The 18,580-nt window shown below is 43.4% G+C and carries 15 protein-coding genes; 2 read left to right on the forward strand and 13 right to left on the reverse strand.

The annotated features are described in order from the left end of the window. Positions 1 to 27 precede the first annotated feature (27 nt). The 9 genes from CCC32_RS09330 to CCC32_RS09370 form a co-directional block, all read right to left on the reverse strand. On the reverse strand, positions 28 to 363 hold the full coding sequence (locus CCC32_RS09330; RefSeq protein ID WP_022316580.1) for a cupin domain-containing protein: 336 nt from the start codon (positions 361 to 363) through the stop codon (positions 28 to 30). A gap of 53 nt (positions 364 to 416) precedes the next feature. Next, a complete protein-coding gene (locus tag CCC32_RS09335) occupies positions 417 to 1,616 on the reverse strand; it encodes a transporter (protein ID WP_042517580.1) in 1,200 nt (399 codons plus the stop codon). Further along, on the reverse strand, positions 1,613 to 2,257 hold the full coding sequence (locus CCC32_RS09340) for an ATP-binding cassette domain-containing protein (RefSeq protein ID WP_042517578.1): 645 nt from the start codon (positions 2,255 to 2,257) through the stop codon (positions 1,613 to 1,615). Before CCC32_RS09340 ends, CCC32_RS09335 begins: the two co-directional genes overlap by 4 nt. A 19-nt stretch (positions 2,258 to 2,276) precedes the next feature. After that, on the reverse strand, positions 2,277 to 3,629 hold the full coding sequence (locus tag CCC32_RS09345; protein WP_287073978.1) for a DUF4836 family protein: 1,353 nt from the start codon (positions 3,627 to 3,629) through the stop codon (positions 2,277 to 2,279). Between the two features lie 62 nt (positions 3,630 to 3,691). Continuing rightward, a complete protein-coding gene (locus CCC32_RS09350) occupies positions 3,692 to 4,426 on the reverse strand; it encodes a 16S rRNA (uracil(1498)-N(3))-methyltransferase (RefSeq protein ID WP_287073981.1) in 735 nt (244 codons plus the stop codon). Positions 4,427 to 4,438: 12 nt separating this feature from the next. Further along, entirely contained in the window at positions 4,439 to 4,987 is a 549-nt protein-coding gene (locus CCC32_RS09355; RefSeq protein ID WP_022316575.1) for a bifunctional nuclease family protein, read from the reverse strand. A gap of 51 nt (positions 4,988 to 5,038) precedes the next feature. Continuing rightward, the gene (locus CCC32_RS09360) at positions 5,039 to 6,349 is read right to left on the reverse strand and encodes an MFS transporter (RefSeq protein ID WP_022316574.1); all 1,311 of its coding nucleotides are present in this window, start codon (positions 6,347 to 6,349) and stop codon (positions 5,039 to 5,041) included. Between the two features lie 633 nt (positions 6,350 to 6,982). Beyond that, positions 6,983 to 7,636 carry a 7-cyano-7-deazaguanine synthase QueC gene (queC, locus tag CCC32_RS09365; RefSeq protein ID WP_042517575.1) on the reverse strand — a complete coding sequence of 218 codons (654 nt, stop codon included), beginning with the start codon at positions 7,634 to 7,636 and terminating at the stop codon, positions 6,983 to 6,985. A gap of 2 nt (positions 7,637 to 7,638) precedes the next feature. Next, positions 7,639 to 8,013 (reverse strand): RidA family protein, encoded by a 375-nt coding sequence (locus CCC32_RS09370; protein WP_022316572.1) that lies wholly within the window; start codon positions 8,011 to 8,013, stop codon positions 7,639 to 7,641. A gap of 268 nt (positions 8,014 to 8,281) precedes the next feature. Between CCC32_RS09370 and thrA the strand changes: the two genes are divergently transcribed. Next, entirely contained in the window at positions 8,282 to 10,711 is a 2,430-nt protein-coding gene (gene thrA, locus CCC32_RS09375; RefSeq protein WP_287073985.1) for a bifunctional aspartate kinase/homoserine dehydrogenase I, read from the forward strand. Positions 10,712 to 10,770: 59 nt separating this feature from the next. Then, on the forward strand, positions 10,771 to 12,048 hold the full coding sequence (locus tag CCC32_RS09380) for a cofactor-independent phosphoglycerate mutase (protein ID WP_287073987.1): 1,278 nt from the start codon (positions 10,771 to 10,773) through the stop codon (positions 12,046 to 12,048). A 115-nt stretch (positions 12,049 to 12,163) separates the two neighbouring features. Here CCC32_RS09380 and CCC32_RS09385 read toward each other — a convergent pair whose 3' ends face one another. The 4 genes from CCC32_RS09385 to metA all read right to left on the reverse strand — a co-directional run bounded on the left by CCC32_RS09385 (position 12,164) and on the right by metA (position 18,533). Beyond that, positions 12,164 to 14,602: a TonB-dependent receptor gene (locus CCC32_RS09385; RefSeq protein WP_287073989.1), complete on the reverse strand. Its 2,439-nt coding sequence runs from the start codon at positions 14,600 to 14,602 to the stop codon at positions 12,164 to 12,166. Between the two features lie 120 nt (positions 14,603 to 14,722). Further along, positions 14,723 to 15,751, reverse strand: coding sequence for a zinc ribbon domain-containing protein (locus CCC32_RS09390; RefSeq protein ID WP_287073991.1), 1,029 nt, complete (start codon positions 15,749 to 15,751; stop codon positions 14,723 to 14,725). Continuing rightward, a complete protein-coding gene (locus tag CCC32_RS09395) occupies positions 15,744 to 17,606 on the reverse strand; it encodes a peptidase U32 family protein (RefSeq protein WP_287073993.1) in 1,863 nt (620 codons plus the stop codon). The genes CCC32_RS09390 and CCC32_RS09395 overlap by 8 nt, the downstream gene beginning before the upstream one ends. Positions 17,607 to 17,615: 9 nt before the next feature. Beyond that, positions 17,616 to 18,533 (reverse strand): homoserine O-acetyltransferase MetA, encoded by a 918-nt coding sequence (gene metA / locus CCC32_RS09400; protein ID WP_287073996.1) that lies wholly within the window; start codon positions 18,531 to 18,533, stop codon positions 17,616 to 17,618. Positions 18,534 to 18,580 lie beyond the last annotated feature (47 nt).

Raw genomic sequence — 18,580 nt, forward strand, 5'->3', positions numbered from 1 at the left:
ACAGAATTACGCTGTTTTTGCCATTATTTATCTTGCTAATGCCGTGACAACTGCAAAATAGACCATATCTTTATCAGTATTGTTTTTCATGGAATGCGAATGTCCGTTTGGGCAGTAATGCACTTTTCCTGCTTTTACGATTTCAGTTTCTCCGTCGTAATTGAAGGTGGCTTCTCCTTCTACTATATAAATAATCTCACAGTTGCCGTCATGTAGGTGGTATCCTGTTGATGCTCCAGGTTTAAGGATGCTGAACATGATTTTGTTGTCGTCGTCAACAAAATTTCGGGTTATCAGTTCGCCTTCTCCCCCTTTGAAGTTAAGGATGGAGTTTTTTCCTATTTTATCAAAATCAATTACCATAATGTTTTTGTTTAATTTTAAATATGAATGTTATCTTGTATTTTCGCTTGTCCTTATTCTTTCCTTTTCCAAATATTCATCACTTTCCTGTGGATGGCGATTTGGTTGATTGCAGAAACGAACACCAGAAGTATTATTCCGAGTGTTATAGACTTTATCATCGTCGTGTCTTCAATCTGCGGGAAAAGTGTTTCTATAATGCCCATATAATAGTTGCGCACGAAGTATAGTATCGTCCATGTTATTGCCAATACCGTGATGTTGAGTACTATCGTAAGTATCTGGTAGGGCAGGGCAACTTTGCGTGGGCTGTATCCTATAAGGAGCAGGTTTTCTAGCTTCGAAGAGTTCTTTTGAACCAGAAGGTATATGCTGAGCATGAGTATATAGAAACTCAGTGCGCTTATTATCAATCCGATACCCATGACGAGCGTCACTATCATTCTGAGGAAATATGTTGTCTTTTCTGCTTGCAGCTTGTCCGTATCCACTTCATAGCCTTTTTTGTCCAAGTATTGAGAGATGTTTTCATCTGCAGGATTTCCCACTTCTGCTATCAGTCTGGATGGTTCTGAGTGTTGTTCTGGAGCGTAGAGCTTATTGCTCCAGTCCATGAACTTCTGCGGAACGAGTATCGTGTTCAGTCTGCTTGAGAATCCGATCACTTTTCCTTTGTATTCATCTTTGTGTCCATTGCCGTGTATGAAGATCTTGAAGTCTATCATTCCCATCAACCCTTCGCTTATTTTGGGAAGAGAGTGAGACTGGGCAAATCCGAAGTTATACATATTAATATATGTGCGTGGTAGTATTATCGGCACTTCGTGACTGCCTTCCGTGTATTTCCAGTCTTGTAGCGACACGTCTACAAAGCCGTCAGGAACACTCTCAAAGAAAAGTTCTGAGTTCAGAATCGTTTGTCCGTTTATGCCCATATTCGCGTCTACTTTGTATTCAGTAGATGTAAAGGCTGCTGTTTTCTTTGTGAAACTTTGTTCTTTGAGGTCTTCAATTTCTGAATTGCTGAATGTGTTTGATGATGAAGACAGAGTGCTGCCAGCTCCGATTTTCTTGCTTATTATCAGATAGTCAGCCTTCATGAAACTGTCTTGTGACGTGAAGACCGGCAGAACATCATTGTAGAATTGGAATCCCAACAATACTATGAACATTCCGAAAAGGTTTGCAAAGAAGAATCCGATGAATTGTGGGATGCTGATATGTTGTCTTAGAAGTTTCCAAACGAGTTTCATAATCTGTATGTTTTATCGTAATTTAATTCCATGTGTTTGCCGATGCTTGTTACGATTATGCCGGCTCCCTGTCTTCGGGCTTCATTCATCATTATTTCTGCCATTGCTTCAGAGTTCTTGTCGTCGAGGTGGCTGATGGGTTCGTCGGCTAAAATGAAGTCGAATGGCTGTACAAGAGCTCTGATCATCGCCACTCTCTGCTGCTGGCCGAATGACATCCTTCCGGCTTTGCTCTCAAGCTTGTCTGATATTCCCAATTTTTCAAACCATTCTTTAATTTCTTTTTCTGTCTTGAATTTGGTTATGTCGTTTTTTATCTGCACGTTTTCCCATGCGGTCAGCTCTGGGAATAGTCTGAGTTCCTGGAATAGAAATGCGATATGCTTCTTGCGTATTTCAGTCCAGTCTTTCACTTTGAATTCTGAAGTGATGGCATTGTCGAATCTTACTGTTCCCTCGTAGTCATGTCTGTAGCCGAGGATGTAACTGCAGAATGTGCTTTTGCCTTTTCCGCTTTCTGCTTCAACAAGATACAGCTTGCCCTTTTCAAATTCGGCTTTGCAATTCCATATTTCAGAGTCGATGTCTTGTTGGCTGGAAAATACGTTGGGAATGATTTTGTCAAAAGTTATTGTCTTCATTTTATATTGTCTTGTGACTTTATTTCAGAGTATATATTATAGTCTTGATGTCTCCGAATATCGGCTTGATGATGTCGGCAGCGTTTGAAAGCGCCTTGTTGTCACCAAAACCTTCTGATATGTTCAGAATCATGCACAATCGGTTGCCTTGTATGTGTTTAGTGATAGATCGCGGTATTGGGTGAAGGCTTGGCTTCAGTATGTTTGTGGCAATGTCGTTGTCTGAACTTGCAAAGAATTCGTTGCTGTCTGATGCTCCAAACCAGAGCGATGTCTCGCTGCCTTTAAGGTGGAAATAGTCTTTGCCGCAATCTTCAATCTGTGTTCCTGCCGGGCATGATTTTTTCCAATAATCCACGTCTTTGAGGAAATTCCTGTTTGCCAGTTGTGCGACCATCGAAATTTTCATGTCGTTTTCGTCGTATGATCCGATGCTGATTGCAAAATCCCCATTTACGCATCTTAGGATATTATCCATGTCGATTGCGGTATTTGCTCCAGCCAGAAGTGCTCCGAGTGCAGGATTGTTGTGTGCTATATCAACGAAATCCGGTCCGTTGACATTCATGAATATGCTGCAGAGCGATTTCCCTGATATATTGTTGGTGTATCTGCCGTTTATTTTCCTTAATTTCCCAGTTGATTTCTGTAGTTCTTCATCCACCTGTTTGTTTAGCGAGAACGTATTTCCGTTTATCAACAGGCATCCGTCTTTTGTCGCAGTCATCGAGGCTGCTATGAGTATTTGTGAAGCGTCAGAGCCTTTTGGCTGTCCTATGGTGAATGGTATGGAGAGTTTTTCTGGAAGTGCGTCAGCTTGTGCCACCATTGTCATAGAGCCTTCGATGCTGTTCAGCTTTTCGAATAGGGGTGAACTCTTTATACCATCGTCATCTTCTTGTTTCAGCCACCTTCCGATTGCTCTGATTGCATCAGCTTGTTGGGCGGGAAGTATCGGTCCTTGTATCAGCATGGCCTTGTCGTTGTAGCCGATAGCCCATGAGCCTTTGAGCAGAGTGAAATTGAAATCGCGCTTTTTAATGACTTTGTCGCATATCCCCTTTTCCTTCAGCTTTTCAAAGCAGGTGTTGAGGTCGTCGCTGTCGTCCACCTTCATGCAGGCTCCAAGATTGCCTTCTACCGTTTCGAAGAGATATATCCTGCTTGTCAAGTCCAGTCCGCTTTCATCTATCCCGCAGTCTTTGAAAAGTGCCGATATAATACCTTTGCCGTCATTGCCGTCTGTTGGCTCCATTTCTCCGGCATCTATTGATATTATCGCTTTGCTGTTTGCCGGGATGGCATTTGTATAGTCATCGTTTGAGCAAGACAAGTTGATGCAAATACACGACATTAAAACGAGTAAATGCATAAATGATTTTCCTGTCAGTTTCATTTCACCAGTAATTTATTTACCTATTGAACTATGTTTCTTTAATCTTTTCTGCAAATCAGTTGGGCGCACATCGCGGCATACAAGGCTGCTGTTTCTGTGCGTAGTCTGCTTTTGCCAAGCGATATGGGTGTAAAACCGTATTTCATCGCTTCTCTCACTTCGTCGATAGAGAAGTCGCCTTCTGGTCCGATAAGTACCGTGATGCCATCGCTCGAAGCCTGTTCTTTCTCTTTGCTTGCCGTGTCGAAGAAGTCTACGCTGGGTATTTCTTCATAACAATGGGCTATGAATTTCAGTCCGGCTCTTTCTTTTTTTATGAAATCATTGAAGCGTGTGAGTGGTGTGAGTTGTGGCCTGTATGGTTTGCGGCTTTGTTTTACTGCTGATATTATGATTTTGCCCAGACGTAGTGTTTTCAATACCTTTCTTTCAGAAAACTGGCAGTTCAGGAAAGCAAGTTCGTCGATGCCTACCTCGGTGGCTTTTTCTGCGAACCATTCTATACGGTCCATCATCTTGGTAGGAGCAACGGCAATGCAGATGTTTCCGTTCCATGTCTTTTCCTGTGGCATCTTTTCTGTGATTTCATACATGCAGTGTTTTGTCGCAGCCAGAGTCACCTTCGCTTTGAAGAAATTGCCGTTGCCGTCCATCAGAAACATATCGTCGCCGCTTTTCAGCCGCAAAACTCTTAATGCGTGCATAGCCTCTTCAGCAGGCAGTTCGGTGGATGATTCTGCATCTGGAACAAAAAAGTATCTTGCCTCTTTCATGTAAGTAAAGCTTTATGAGTCTTTTTTTCTTTTGTTAATCTCGTCTCTCAGTTTCGACGCCATTTCGTAATTCTCCGAGTCTATTGCTTTTTTCAAGGACTCTTCGAGCATTGGTATGCTTATGGCGTTGATGGGTACCGTAACTCCTGTCTTTTTTCCTGTATATTCTACAGACTGTTGTCTCATGAGTGTTTCTGAGATGAATATCGGAATGTCGGCAACCATTGAGAGCAACACAGCGTCGCTCGCTCTTATTGGCGTGTAGTCGAGGGTGTCGGCGTTGAACACGTAGACTTTGTATTGTCCGTCAACGATGTCTGTGATGAGGATTTCGAAAATGCTGTTCGTGTTTTTGGTCAGCAGTTTCACGAGAACCTCAGGCAGTAAATTGTCATTTACAGGTTCTGGCGACTTTCTCTTGTCTATTTCCAAAGCCACGTTACGCTCACAGACTATGGATAATTGGCGTGTCTTGTCAAGGTCTGTAAGTGACAAGATGCCAATTTCCTTGTTGCCGGCTATTTCTGTCGCATTGTCGAATATAAGTCTTGTTTTGTCCATATCAGCTTTCAAGTTTGTTTTTACCGTTTGTTTAGCCGATAGCTATTTGTATCATTTCGTTTCTCTCTCCTTGAACAGCAAGGCGAAGCCTATACCTACGGCAAGAGCGAATCCTGCGAAAATGAACCAGCATGTCTGCCATTCACCTACAAGGAATCCGTCTTCTGTCCAATGGCAGTAGTGGTTCACAATCATACCGGCAAGTATAGTGCCGATTGTAGCACCGAGTCCGTTAGTCATTAGCATGAACAGTCCTTGTGCTGATGCCTGTAGCTCTTTGTCGCATTCCGCATTGACGAATAGTCCGCCGGAAACGTTGAAGAAGTCGAAAGCCATGCCGTATACTATGCACGAAAGAATCAGGAGCGTCACTCCTGGGAATGCAGGACCACCGAGACCGAAGAATCCGAATCTCAGTACCCAGGCGAGCATAGCCAAGAGCATCACGTTCTTTATTCCGTAGCGTTTCAGGAAGAAAGGTATCAGAAGAATGCAGAATGCCTCAGCTACTTGAGAAATCGATACGAGCAGGGTGGCGTTGTTTGCCGCGAATGTATCGGCAAGTGCCGGATCTGCCTTGAAATGTGTGATGAAAGGAGTGGCAAAACCGTTTGTCACCTGCAACGACATTCCGAGAAGGCCTGAGAATATGAAGAACATTGCCATTCTTCTTGACTTGAACAGCTTGAAAGCATCGAGTCCGAGGATTTCTGCCATCGACTTCTTGCCTTTGTTGTCTTGGTGCTTCTCGATTTTGCATTGGGGCAGTGAGAAACAGTATGCAAAGAGGACGATGCTTAGAATGCCCGACACGAGGAACTGCAGATGGGTGTATTGGAATTTGCTGCTGTTTTCGGCGATAGTCAGAGTGAATGCTCCATCGTTTATCGCGGCACAATTCACAAACCACATGGTGATTATGAACCCTACTGTTCCCAACACTCTGATAGGGGGGAAGTCCTTCACGGTGTCAAGTCCATGGTTTTGTAGAATCTTGAATGCTACGGTGTTAGACAATGCCAGGGTAGGCATGTAGAAAGCCACGCTCAATGTGTATACGGTCATGAAGACTACCTTGTCTGGCATTGCGTTGAACTCTCCAATCATGCATAATGCCACCATGCCTAATCCTGCTGCCAGATGACAAAGTCCGAGCAGCCTTTGTGGCTGTATGTATTTGTCGGCAACGATTCCCATCAATGTGGGCATGAATATGGACACTATGCCCTGGATGGCATAAAACCATGATATTTCTGTTCCCATTCCTGCTTTGCCAAGATATTGGCCCATAGAGGTCAAGTATGCTCCCCAGACTGCAAATTCCAGGAAGTTCATTATCGCCAGACGCACTTTCAAGTTCATCGTATTTACATTTTAGTTGTTTTATATTCCTTTTGTCTCAAACATCCAGATTTCCGGCTTCAGCCGGTTCGTGGAAGATAGATGATGCAGACCGAATGCACAAGATCAAGCCTGTGTGAATGTCATGCCGGGCTGCTGCTTATCTTAATTTGCAAAGATAGGATAAAAAAGCTAACTGGCAAAGATAAATAATCAATTTCTTGATTATCTTTGTTTTTATCATTCTGTGGTAATGCTTTTCTGAGGAAAGAAATGTTGTCTTATAGGTGTTTGTGGATGTGTAAATTGGCTGTTTGGCTTTGTTAACCTATAGGGTTTTGTCTTGAAACACGGTGGTTTGTCATGCGCAAACCGCAGGGTGAATATGGCTGCTGCGGTGTTTTTTAAGATACCGCCCAAGTTTTGTCTGAATTGTGGAATATTGGAGGGTGGCACAGTTCATTATTCAAAAGATGCCAATGATACTTCTGTGATACTTCCGTGATACTTTTATGTAAAATAATCTAAAAAGTATCATTCTCACAAGTGATTGACTCTCAGTGGTTTGTCATTGATTTTTCTTGTGAGAATGATACTTTGATATTATTCCATTGGAATTAATATTCTGAAATGCGTATTTGAGAGGAATTGCCCCTATTCTTCGTATTGGGTATTGTCTGTGATTCCTGCGTCTTTAAGGGCTTCCTTTCTCTCGACACAAGTCCCGCATTTGCCGCAATGCTTCTCTCCGCCCTTGTAGCAAGACCAGGTTTCGGTGTAGTCGATGCCGAGTTCTTTTCCCTTTCTTGCGATGTCTGCCTTCGTGATGTTGGTATAAGGTGCCGAAATCTTCACGTTGTTGTATGAACCGGCTTTAGTCGCTTCACACATGGCAGAGATGAATTCAGGCCTGCAGTCTGGGTATATGGCGTGGTCTCCGCCGTGATTGGCTATGAAGACGTTGTCCAGGCCCCAGCTTTCGGCTATTCCTGCGGCAATGGAGAGCATGATTCCATTTCTGAAAGGTACTACTGTAGACTTCATGTTCTCATTCTCGTAGTGGCCTTCGGGTATGGCTTCTGCTCCCTCCAGGAGGCTGCTCTTGAAATATTTGTGTATGAAATCTAGAGGAATCGTTATGTGTGGGATGCGAAGTCTCTGACAATGCATCTCTGCGAATGGAATCTCTTTGGCGTTATGGTTGCTGCCGTAGTCAAAGGAGATGCCGAGCGCTATGCGGTCTTTAAAATCGTAGAGCAGCGTAATGCTGTCCATTCCGCCGCTCACGATGATTATGCTGTCTTTCATTCTTATTTTGCAGCTATGCACTCAACTTCAACAAGGGCACCCTTTGGAAGGTCCTTCACTGCGAATGCAGAGCGTGCAGGGAATGGCTCGTTGAAGAACTCGGCGTATACTTCGTTCATCTCGCCGAAATACTTGATGTCGGCAAGCATTACAGATGTCTTGACAACGTTGCTGAGGTCGAGACCAGCAGAGCGGAGGATTTCGCGAGCGTTGTTCAAAGCCTGACGGGTCTGCTCCTTGATGCCACCCTCAACGAATTCACCTGTTGCTGGGTTGAGAGGAATCTGACCGGAAGCGAATACGAAACCGTTTACTTCAATTGCCTGGCTGTAAGGACCGATGGCTGCAGGAGCCTTGTCTGTTTTTAATGCTTTCATAAATTTAAAGTTTTAAGTTGTATGATAATAATTTTGCTTTAAGTCTCATTGCGCCTTCTGTGGTTGCAGACGGCGTTAGAAATCTTATTTACGATGCAAATTTACGTATTTTTTTTCATTGCACAAATATTTGTCCGGATTTATACGGGATATTGTAGTCGTAGATTTTCTTTTTGATACCTGATATATTGTGTACCAAAACAATTATTATTACTTTTGCAGTCTTAAAAAGAAATATAGCATAACAATAGATATCAGAAATTAAGGTATGAAAGTATTGAAGTTTGGCGGAACCTCGGTCGGTTCTGTTGAAAGTATTTTGAGCTTGAAGAAAATCGTGGAGGGGGAGAATGATGACGTTATCGTTGTTGTAAGCGCTCTCGGCGGCATCACTGACAAACTCATAGCCACTTCTAAGTTGGCCCTTGGTGGAGATGAATCGTATAAGGCGGAGTTTGAATTCATGCAGAAGCGTCATTATGAAATGGTTGACGCAATAATTGATGATGAAGAAAAAAAGAGCGGACTTCTCCATACCATAGATAGATTGTTTGAAGAACTTAAGTCCATTTACTATGGAGTATATCTGATACACGACCTGAGTCCCAAAATCCAGGCCGCAATCGTGAGTTACGGAGAGAGACTTAGCAGCCATATCGTGGCGACGCTGGTAAATGGCGCAAAGAGGTACAACTCTCTGGACTTCATAAAGACTATCAAGAAACATGGCAAGAACGTGCTCGACAGCGAGGTTACCGCCAACGCCGTGAAGGAAACGTTCAGAAACAGGACACAGAAGTCTGTTGTGCCTGGATTCATCAGCACAGACAGAAATACTGGAGAAATTACTAATCTCGGCAGAGGAGGAAGCGACTATACGGCTTCTATCATCGCCGCAGCATTGGATGCCGAAGTCTTGGAGATATGGACTGATGTCGACGGATTCATGACGGCCGATCCTAAGGTGATACATACTGCATATACTATCAACGAGCTCAGTTATGTTGAGGCTATGGAGCTTTGTAATTTCGGTGCAAAAGTAGTGTATCCTCCTACTATCTATCCGGTATGTGTCAAGAACATACCTATAAAGGTGAAGAACACCTTTAATCCCGATAGTGCGGGAACAACGATTCTGAGCCATGTGGAGAATGATTCAAAGCCAATCAAGGGTATCTCGAGTATCAAGGGAACGACACTGATTACCGTTGCAGGACTTTCGATGGTTGGTGTCATTGGTGTCAACCGCCGAATATTCACGGCTTTGGCAGAGAATGGCATTTCCGTATTCATGGTGTCACAGGCTTCATCAGAGAATTCCACTTCTATCGGTGTCAGAGACGTGGATGCGGAGGAAGCTGTAGCTGTGCTCAACAATGAATTCTCAAAGGAAATCAGGACCGGAGCCATGTTCCCGATGCATGCTGAAAGCGGACTGGCAACAGTGGCCATCGTAGGCGAGAACATGAAGCATACGCCAGGAGTTGCCGGTAAGCTCTTCGGCACTCTCGGAAGAAGCGGTATAAGTGTCATTTCGTGTGCACAGGGTGCTTCAGAGACAAACATCTCATTCGTGGTGGACGGGAAATCATTGTATAAGGCATTGAACGTAATTCACGACTCTTTCTTCCTCAGCGAGTACAAGGTGCTGAACCTCTTCATCTGTGGAGTCGGCACGGTGGGCGGAAACCTGATAGGACAGATAAAATCGCAGTACACGGAGCTTATGGAAAAGCAGCGGCTGAAGCTTAATGTCGTGGGTATCGCTTCAAGCCATAAGGCAATCTTTGACCACAACGGCATTGACCTGGACAACTATCAGGCTTTGCTGAAAGAATCAGCAGAAAGCGACACTCAGAAGCTGAAGAATGAGATCATAAGCATGAATACCTTCAACAGCGTTTTCGTGGATTGTACGGCTAGTGCCGACGTGGCGGCGCTGTATCAGGAGCTTCTCGAACATAACGTTTCCGTAGTGGCTGCAAACAAGGTGGCAGCTTCGGGTGATTATGACAGCTATCTGAAACTTAAGGAGACGGCTTTGCGTCGTGGAGTGAAATTCCTTTATGAAACGAATGTCGGAGCAGGATTGCCAATATTGGGCACGATAAAGGACTTGTGTAATTCTGGAGATAAGATACTTAAGATAGAGGCAGTTCTCAGCGGTACGTTAAACTTTATATTTAATGAAATATCAGCAGACGTTCCTTTCTCCGAAACTGTGAGAAGAGCAAAAGAGGAAGGCTATAGTGAGCCGGATCCACGCATCGACTTGAGCGGCAAGGATGTAATACGCAAACTTGTCATCCTGACACGTGAGGCAGGATATAAGGTTGAGCAAGAGGATGTGGAGAAGAACCTTTTCATTCCGTCCGGCTTTTTCAATGGTACAGTTGAAGAATTCTGGAATAATCTCCCGACGTTGGATGCCTGCTTCGAGAAGAAACGTGAGGAACTTCAGAACGAAGGCAAGCGTTGGCGCTTTGTGGCAAAGATGAACCATGGCAAGACGAGCGTCTCTCTTGAGGCAGTTGGCCAGCAGCATCCGTTCTATATGCTTGAAGGTTCAAACAATGTCGTACTCCTTACTACAGAAAGATATCATGAATATCCGATGCAGATAAAAGGATATGGAGCTGGAGCAGGTGTGACGGCGGCTGGCGTGTTTGCAAACATCATGTCTATTGCCAATATATGATTCTTTTTCATAAACTGGCAAAAAGATGACATATAGGAAAGCTATAATCTGAATTTGGAATGAAACATCTGGTAATCGTAGCCGACGGAATGGCTGATCATCCAGTTGAAAGGCTCGGAGGCAAGACTCTCTTGCAGTTTGCCGATGTGCCCAATATGGATGCGCTTGCCTGTAATGGGCGTACTGGTCGGTTGGTAACGATACCTGATGGTTTCAGTCCGGGGAGTGATGTTGCCAATAGCGTGATTCTCGGATATGACCAGGAGAAAGTTTATGAAGGGCGTGGTCCTCTCGAAGCTGCAAGCATAGGATATGAAATGAGGCCCGGTGATTTAGCGCTTCGAGTCAGTCTGATTTCCGTTGACGAGCGTGGACGAATAGTATATCATCATGGAGGACATGTTACTACACAAGAGTCCTTTCAGCTCATTGATTGTCTCAATGCAGAACTTGCTGACGAGAGATTACATTTCCATAGAGGTTCGCAATACCGGCATCTGCTTGTGATAAAAGGTGGCAACAAACATATAGAATGCGCGTTGCCTCATGATTCCATCAACAAAGATTGGCATGGCCTGTTGGTAAGGCCAAAAGAAGGTTATGAACATTCTGGCGATGATTGCTATTTTGACAGTTTGGGGGTGAAGCACAACCGTTTGAGTCCGAAGGAAACTTCGGACATCCTGAACGACTTGATTCTCAAATCTCAAGGATTGTTGGGAAAACATAAAGTCAACATAAACAGACGCTCCTGTGGTTTGCCACCTGCAAATCTTATATGGCCATGGGGTGGAGGGTATCGTCCGTCTATGTTGACATTAAGTGAGAAATATCCTGAAGTAAGAAGCGGCGCTGTGGTTTCTGCAGACAATCTTATTCGGGGTATTGGACAATATGCCGGATTGAAAGTTGTCGATGTTGATGGTGCTACAGGGCTTGCGGATACCAATTATGAAGGCAAGGCAAAAGCGGCAATCGATGCTTTGCGGACTGATGATTTTGTGTTCCTTCATATAGAGGCGAGTGATGAGGCTGGCCATGATGGAGATTTACAGTTGAAGTTGAAGACGATTGAAGATATTGATCTTCGCGTAATGGGGACGATATGTTCAGAACTTTCCGATTGGAAGGAACCGGTCTGCATCGCCCTCCTGCCAGATCATCCTACACCTGTAGAGCTGAGGACTCATGTAGATGAGCCTGTTCCGTTCTTGGTCTATTATCCCGGGATAAAGCCGGATTCGGTTTCTTGTTACGACGAGCAGAGTTGTATGTCAGGGAGTTACGGTCTTCTGCGATTGCAGGAGTTTATGGAAGAGATAATGAAGATAAAATGATGATGTTCGTTGGGATTTCCGATGGCTCGTTTTCCTTTAACCCAAATCGGTCATTAGAACGTAATTACTTGATTACTTGATGATTTGTTTTACGTTCTAATGACCGGCTCTGTTTTTATATGTGGAAGGATAAGTCTATGCCGCATTGGAATGGGGCTCCTCTCTGCGACAGGTATAGCGGCTTGCCTGTAGCTGAGCTTTTCAGGGCGAAGGTGTTATAATTCGTGGAAGTAAGATTCCTGCCCCATATTGATATTTTGAGGAAATCAGACATGATGTCTGCATGGCAGCCAAGGATGCAGTACAGCTTTTGACTATAGGTATTTCCTTCATCCCAATAAGTCTTCCCTTGAGCGTTTGCGTTTACTCCTATAGTTACGCTTTTTGCCCAGTGTCCTTTGATCGGCATCGTCCAGTCTACCACGCCGCTCATTGTGTGTAGCGGAATATAGGGTATGTGCTTACCCTTATAGTCTGTCGTGATGCCATTGCTCTCCTCTTTATAGTTGTCAAATCTTGAATTCGTGAAACTGTATGTTGCGCTCCATGACAATCTGTTGTCAATTGCTTTTCCGCGTATGGAGGCTTCTATGCCACATGAGTGACTCCTTCCTGCATTTATCATCATTCTGCCGAAACCGTATGTGCCTGCCATCACTGAAAGTTGCTGGTTCCTGATTTTCATGTAATAAACTGAGATGTCAGTCTGAAGAGAACCGTCAAAAAGGTTGATATGGCTACCGAGTTCATAGTTCCAGCTGAATTCCGGCTTGTATGAAATAGTGTTGTTTATCTTTGCATAATCCTCATCAGTATGCTGGATGTCATAATCGGATTTCATGGCTTCCTTGCTGTTAGCCATCAGTTCAGTCTGGAGTATGTCAGAAAACATCTGTATGTTATATCCTCCCGAGCGGTAGCCTTTGTTTACCAATGCGTAGATGTTGCTGCCATTGTCGTTTATTCGCCATGTGAATCCCAATTTCGGCAACACTTGGTTGAAGCTGTTGCTTTTGGTGTTGGTGAGAATTGAACTTAGTCTTCTTGATGCCGTTATTCCCATTACACTTGCATTCATTGCCATGATGGCACTTGTCTCGTATTTCACTTTTACGAGACTGTAATCATAACGCAGTCCGATGGTCATCGTCAGGCATTTGTTCAGGTCGATTTGTGATTCATGGAAAACGCCAAGGTTGAATTGTGGCGTGTGGAACATTCCGGGTACAGACATTGACAGGTCTGAAACCTCTATGCCTCCAGCCTTGTTTATTGTGGCTTGAGCCATTTCTTTTGCTCTTTCTTCGGTCATTCCTGGTATTGACATGAATTTGCCAGACATGGATTCTGTTATGGCATTATATATGGCAGACTGTATGTTGCTTGCCATCATTGTCGTGAAATCCTTGTCGAAATAAACCGGTGCTTCTGTTCGTAGCCATTGGTATGTGCCGAACAGTCCTGTAGTGTACTTCCAATTCTTATTTATTCTTCCTTTTAGTGCGAATTCTTGTGTTATGCCGTTTTGTAGCTGTTTCTGTGAGAGGTGCATCAGATCGGCTGCCGTATAGTCCTGGTCCATATTCATCCTGTCGGCAAGGAATTGGTAGCTTGTAGTGGAGTTGAATGTTATGTCTCCAGATGTGTATCTTATATTCAATGCGGAGTTCAGTATGTTTCTTAGATAGCTGCAGTCTCTGTTCATTGTAGGCGATGCGGTGTGACCGTTTTGCAGATCAAGCTCGCCATAGGGGAATCCTGCCTGGTTCACGTATTGATAGTCGGCAATGAAATCATAGGTGAGTCTTGGAGAATATTGGTTTACAATTCTGATCTTGCCACCTGCTTCATTGATGTCGTCAGCTCTTTTCCCTGTGGTCTGGTTGCGTATGAAACCGTTATTCCCATTGTAGAACCCGGAAAATGAAATTGCTGAATTGTCAGACAACTTCAGATAGTTTGTAATTTCGAAGTTGCGGTATAGTCTGCTGCCGATTCCGATTTTGACATCGGTACCGTCATACGCCAATGGGTTTTTGGAATAAATCCTAACGAGTCCGCCTTCGGTGTTCATTCCATACAAAGTGCCTTGCGGTCCTCTTAATATGTCTATTCTGTCTATCTGATATATATGCTGGTTGAAAGCGCTTTTGGTTAGCAATGGCATTCCATCCAAATAAACACCGATAGCCGGATTGTTGATTCTTGAGCCTATTCCTCGTATGTAGAAAGAGGATGTTAGCCTTGAACCATATGATGGCATCTGGAAGCCAGGAACATAATTTGACAGTTCGCTGATGTCATGAATGCCGAGCTTTTCAGTTTCGGTAGATGAAAACATGCTCGAAGCCATAGGCTGATATCGTAGCAATGTGCTTTCTTTGGGCTGCGATACTACGATTATCTCGTCTAGGTCGTGGATTCTAGATGAGTCAGCATTGTTGACGTAGATACTTTCTTTGTCTGAATTCTCACTTGTGTATATTCCTTTTGCTTCAGAATGATATACAATGGCACAACATACTGTTGTAAATACTGTTTTAATATATTTCATGGGTGCAAAGTTACCTCATGTCTTTGCATTGTGCAATCCTAATATGTTATGATTTTATGCCGAAACGGTTGTACTTTTTGTCAGAATGAATATGCCTCTTGAATCTGAAGTTATTTGTTGTTATATGTTCATCGCTCCGCATTTAGGGCATTTGCCTTTGTGTCTTATTAGTTCTCCGCAGTTTCCACAAATAAAAGGAGCACGGGATGAATTGTAGAATTTCCGCAGCGCATAGATGTAGAAGGCTATCAATAAAGGGTAGCCGATATAATATAATGTAGTGATACTGAAAACGATATAGCAAATGGCGCATATTCCACACAAGCTACATAGATAAAGAATAGCGTCACTGAAGGGAAGCTGTTTCCTCACTTCATCGATTACAGCCACCATTAAGATTACCATGAACCATACGGAGAAAAGGAATATGGATAGTATTGGAGTTACAGAGAACGGGTTCAATGTGGGATGGAAGTAGAAATTCTGCCATATGTCTGCAGCAAACAGTTGTATGCTTGAATAGAATGTGGCTGACGCTGAAACTGTTAGTGTCAGAAGGGTAGGGTAGAACGTGTTTATGTCGTTGAACAACACGATGTTTGCATTGTTCTTGAATAGTTTCCTCAAGAGATAAGCCATCGAGATGATACTTATTATTATGAGTGATATGAGAATGTGTGTGTCAGAGAATGTTGATATGAATTGTGATATAGGATCGTCGGGTACTACTGCCTGCAGAAGAGTTTTTTCTCTTGTCCATCCGAATGTGTATTGGTCACGAGCAAGTTGCACCCATACGGAGTCGGTGGAATCTGAACTCATCATCCTTATTTCAGCCACAGCGATGCGTTCTCCCTTTTTGACGATTATAGAATCTGTAGGAAGATTGCTTATAATTTCTTCTGGTTGTCCTTTCAGAAGTACAATTGAGTCTTGTTTTACAATGAAGTTGAAATTTTGGGAATAATGGTGAGTGTGTACAAAATTCAAAGAGTCTTGTTGCTCCTGGGTGAGTTCAGTTGTGGCAATGTGTCTTTTGCCGCTGAATGTCTTCCTGTGGTAGCATCCAGAGAGCACGATAACTGCTGTCAATAATAAAATTATGACATTAATGATACCTTTATGTTTCTTGGAATCTTTTTTATTCATCGGCATATATATTCATTTGGCATTTCTTGCAGTCGAATTCAAGTCTGAATGTTCGCCCGTCTGCAAGTCTCAGATGTAGGGGTTCTTTTAATAGTCCGCTTTGTTTATGACTCTTCTTGCATTGTCCCAATTCGTGTCTCAAACAATAGCGGCATTGCATGACAAGCGGCGAAGAGGGCTTCCTTATTTCAAATGCAGGAGTTATGTCAGACATGCCTTCTTGCTCATAGAATGAATGCGCAAGTCTGTTCGCAATGTTGTACATATAGGGCTGCTGATAGGACGATATGCTATGGAACGAGACTTTCCCTTTTTCGGGGATTTGTCGTGCATGATCCTTGGTTCGGATATCTATATGGTTCTCTGACAGTCTGCTCATTAGTTCGTCTGCAGCCTGGCGTCTTATTTCAGCCAAAATACTGTTCGGTATGAACCAAGGAAAATCCGTCGGCTCAACGATTACGTCTTCTACTGTAAATATTGTATTGCCGAATTTTGAAATCTGTCTTTTGATGTTGTCTATCTGGGATTTCTGTGCTTTCTCAAGAGAAATGTCCTTTTGAAGATTGATGTGCAGTTTCTCATCGCAAGTCTTGGCTTCTATATGCAATCCCTCTGCAGACGCTTTTATGTTAATCCGTATGTCTAACTTCCTTTGTCCGTTATCTCCGTTGAGCTCCTTCTCAAACAGCTGGTCACTGTTTCTGTATAGAGCGATCCCCTTTCTTAAACCTCGTGGCATTCTCAGTGGAAATAATCTGTTGCCCTCAGCTCTGTTTATCCTGAATCCCTCAAGTTCGTTGTTGCTGTTTATAAAGCAAAGGCCATCTCCGTTGGCAAATGAAGTGGTTCCAGCCACGTTGAAAGAGTTTCCTCTGATTTCTTTCACTTTCCCTACATATTCTCCCATCGCCTTTGGCGTGTAGAATGAAGCAAGGTCGCTAGTCCTTCCATTCAGGAAATAGTCTGTAAATCCTCTGTTGAATGTCTTGTTCAAGTTGGGTGTGAATCTGATATCGCATACGCCAGAAGAAGCTCTCTCGTATTCTGAGCCTCTTCTTGATATTATCTCATTAAGCTGGTTGCTGTATGCTGCGGTAACGTTGCGCACATAGTTGATGTCTTTCAGCCTGCCTTCAATCTTGAAGGATGTCACGCCGGCATCTGCCAATTGCTCCAATGAATCTATCCTGCACATGTCTTTAAGTGAAAGAAGATGTGCCTGGTTGATGATCTCATTGCCATCTTTGTCGGTCAGGTCAAATTTCATCCTGCAGAATTGTGCGCACGCACCACGGTTGGCACTCCTCCCAAAACAGTATTCCGATGCATAGCAAACGCCGGAATAGCTTACGCAAAGTGCGCCATGAACGAATACTTCCAATTCTGTCTGTGGCACTCTCCGGTGTATGTTTCTTATTTCTTCAAGTGAAAGTTCGCGAGCAAGAACAACCCGGTCGAAGTTGTGCCGAGCCAGCCATTCCACTTTCTCTGCGGAGCGGTTGTCTGTTTGCGTACTTGCATGGAGGGCTACATTTTGAGGAAGCTGCAGCTTGGTGATTCCCATGTCTTGTACGAGTATTGCGTCAACGCCGATCCTTCCAAGCTCATTGAGGAGTTTTTGCGTGTCCTCTAGCTCGTTGTCATAGATTATAGTGTTGACCGTGACATATACTTTGCAGCCAAATTTGTGAGCATATTCACATAATTCATTTATGTCATCAATACTGTTGCCTACTGCCTGTCGGGCTCCGAATCTGGCAGCACCGATGTAAACGGCGTCAGCACCACAGTCTATTGCGGCAATTCCGCATTTTAAATCCTTTGCAGGAGCGAGAAGTTCCAGCTTCCTCATTTTCTATCTTTATTTAATTTCACTTATATCGAATGGTGTCTCCTGATAAACATAATAGTTTATCCAGTTTGTGAAGAACAGATTGCCGTGAGCTCGCCAGCGCACTACCGGTGGAAGCTCTGGATCATTGTCCTTATAATAGTTCTTTGGCATATCAACATCATCTCGTTTCCCCAAATCTCTTTTATATTCCTGGTCAAGTGTATAAGGGGCGTACTCTAAATGTCCGGTAATGAAGAATTCTCTGCCATTGTTTGCCATCACGATACTGACGCCGCTCTCTTGGGATTCAGCAATGAGGCTCAGCCTGTTGTCATTCAGAATATCTTGTTTCCTTATTTCCGTATGCCTGCTGTGTGGCATGAAGAAGATGTCGTCAAACCCTCTGAAAATGGGTAGTTTCGCATCTAAGCAGTATTGCTCGAAAATTCCGAACATCTTCTTTTTCAGATGATATTTAGGTATTCCGTAGTGGTAGTATAATCCAGCTTGAGCTGCCCAGCATATATATAGCGTACTCGTCACATGGGATTTCGACCATTCGAAAATCCGTTTGATTTCATCCCAATAAGTCACTTCTTCATATTCGTAATTCTCTACAGGGGCTCCCGTGATGATCATCCCGTCGAATTTTTCTTTTTCTATCTTGTCGAAGTCCTTGTAAAACATCATCATATGTTCAATTGGAGTATTCTTGGGCGTATGGCTCTTGAGTTTCATGAAGGTGATGTCAATCTGTAAAGGAGTATTCGACAATAGTCTTATTAAATCTGTCTCCGTGGTTATTTTCAGGGGCATCAGGTTTAATATTACTATTTTCAGAGGACGAATATCCTGCGAATGAGCCCTTGTGTCATCCATCACGAAGATGTTTTCCTTTTTCAGGATGTCAACAGCTGGTAGGGTATCTGGAATTTTTAGTGGCATATCTAATGATTTTTACAGTTGCAAAATTACCATTTTTAGCTTTTACG

Source organism: Prevotella sp. LMAG:51 (assembly GCF_008680225.1).
Lineage (GTDB): Bacteria > Bacteroidota > Bacteroidia > Bacteroidales > Bacteroidaceae > Prevotella > Prevotella pectinovora.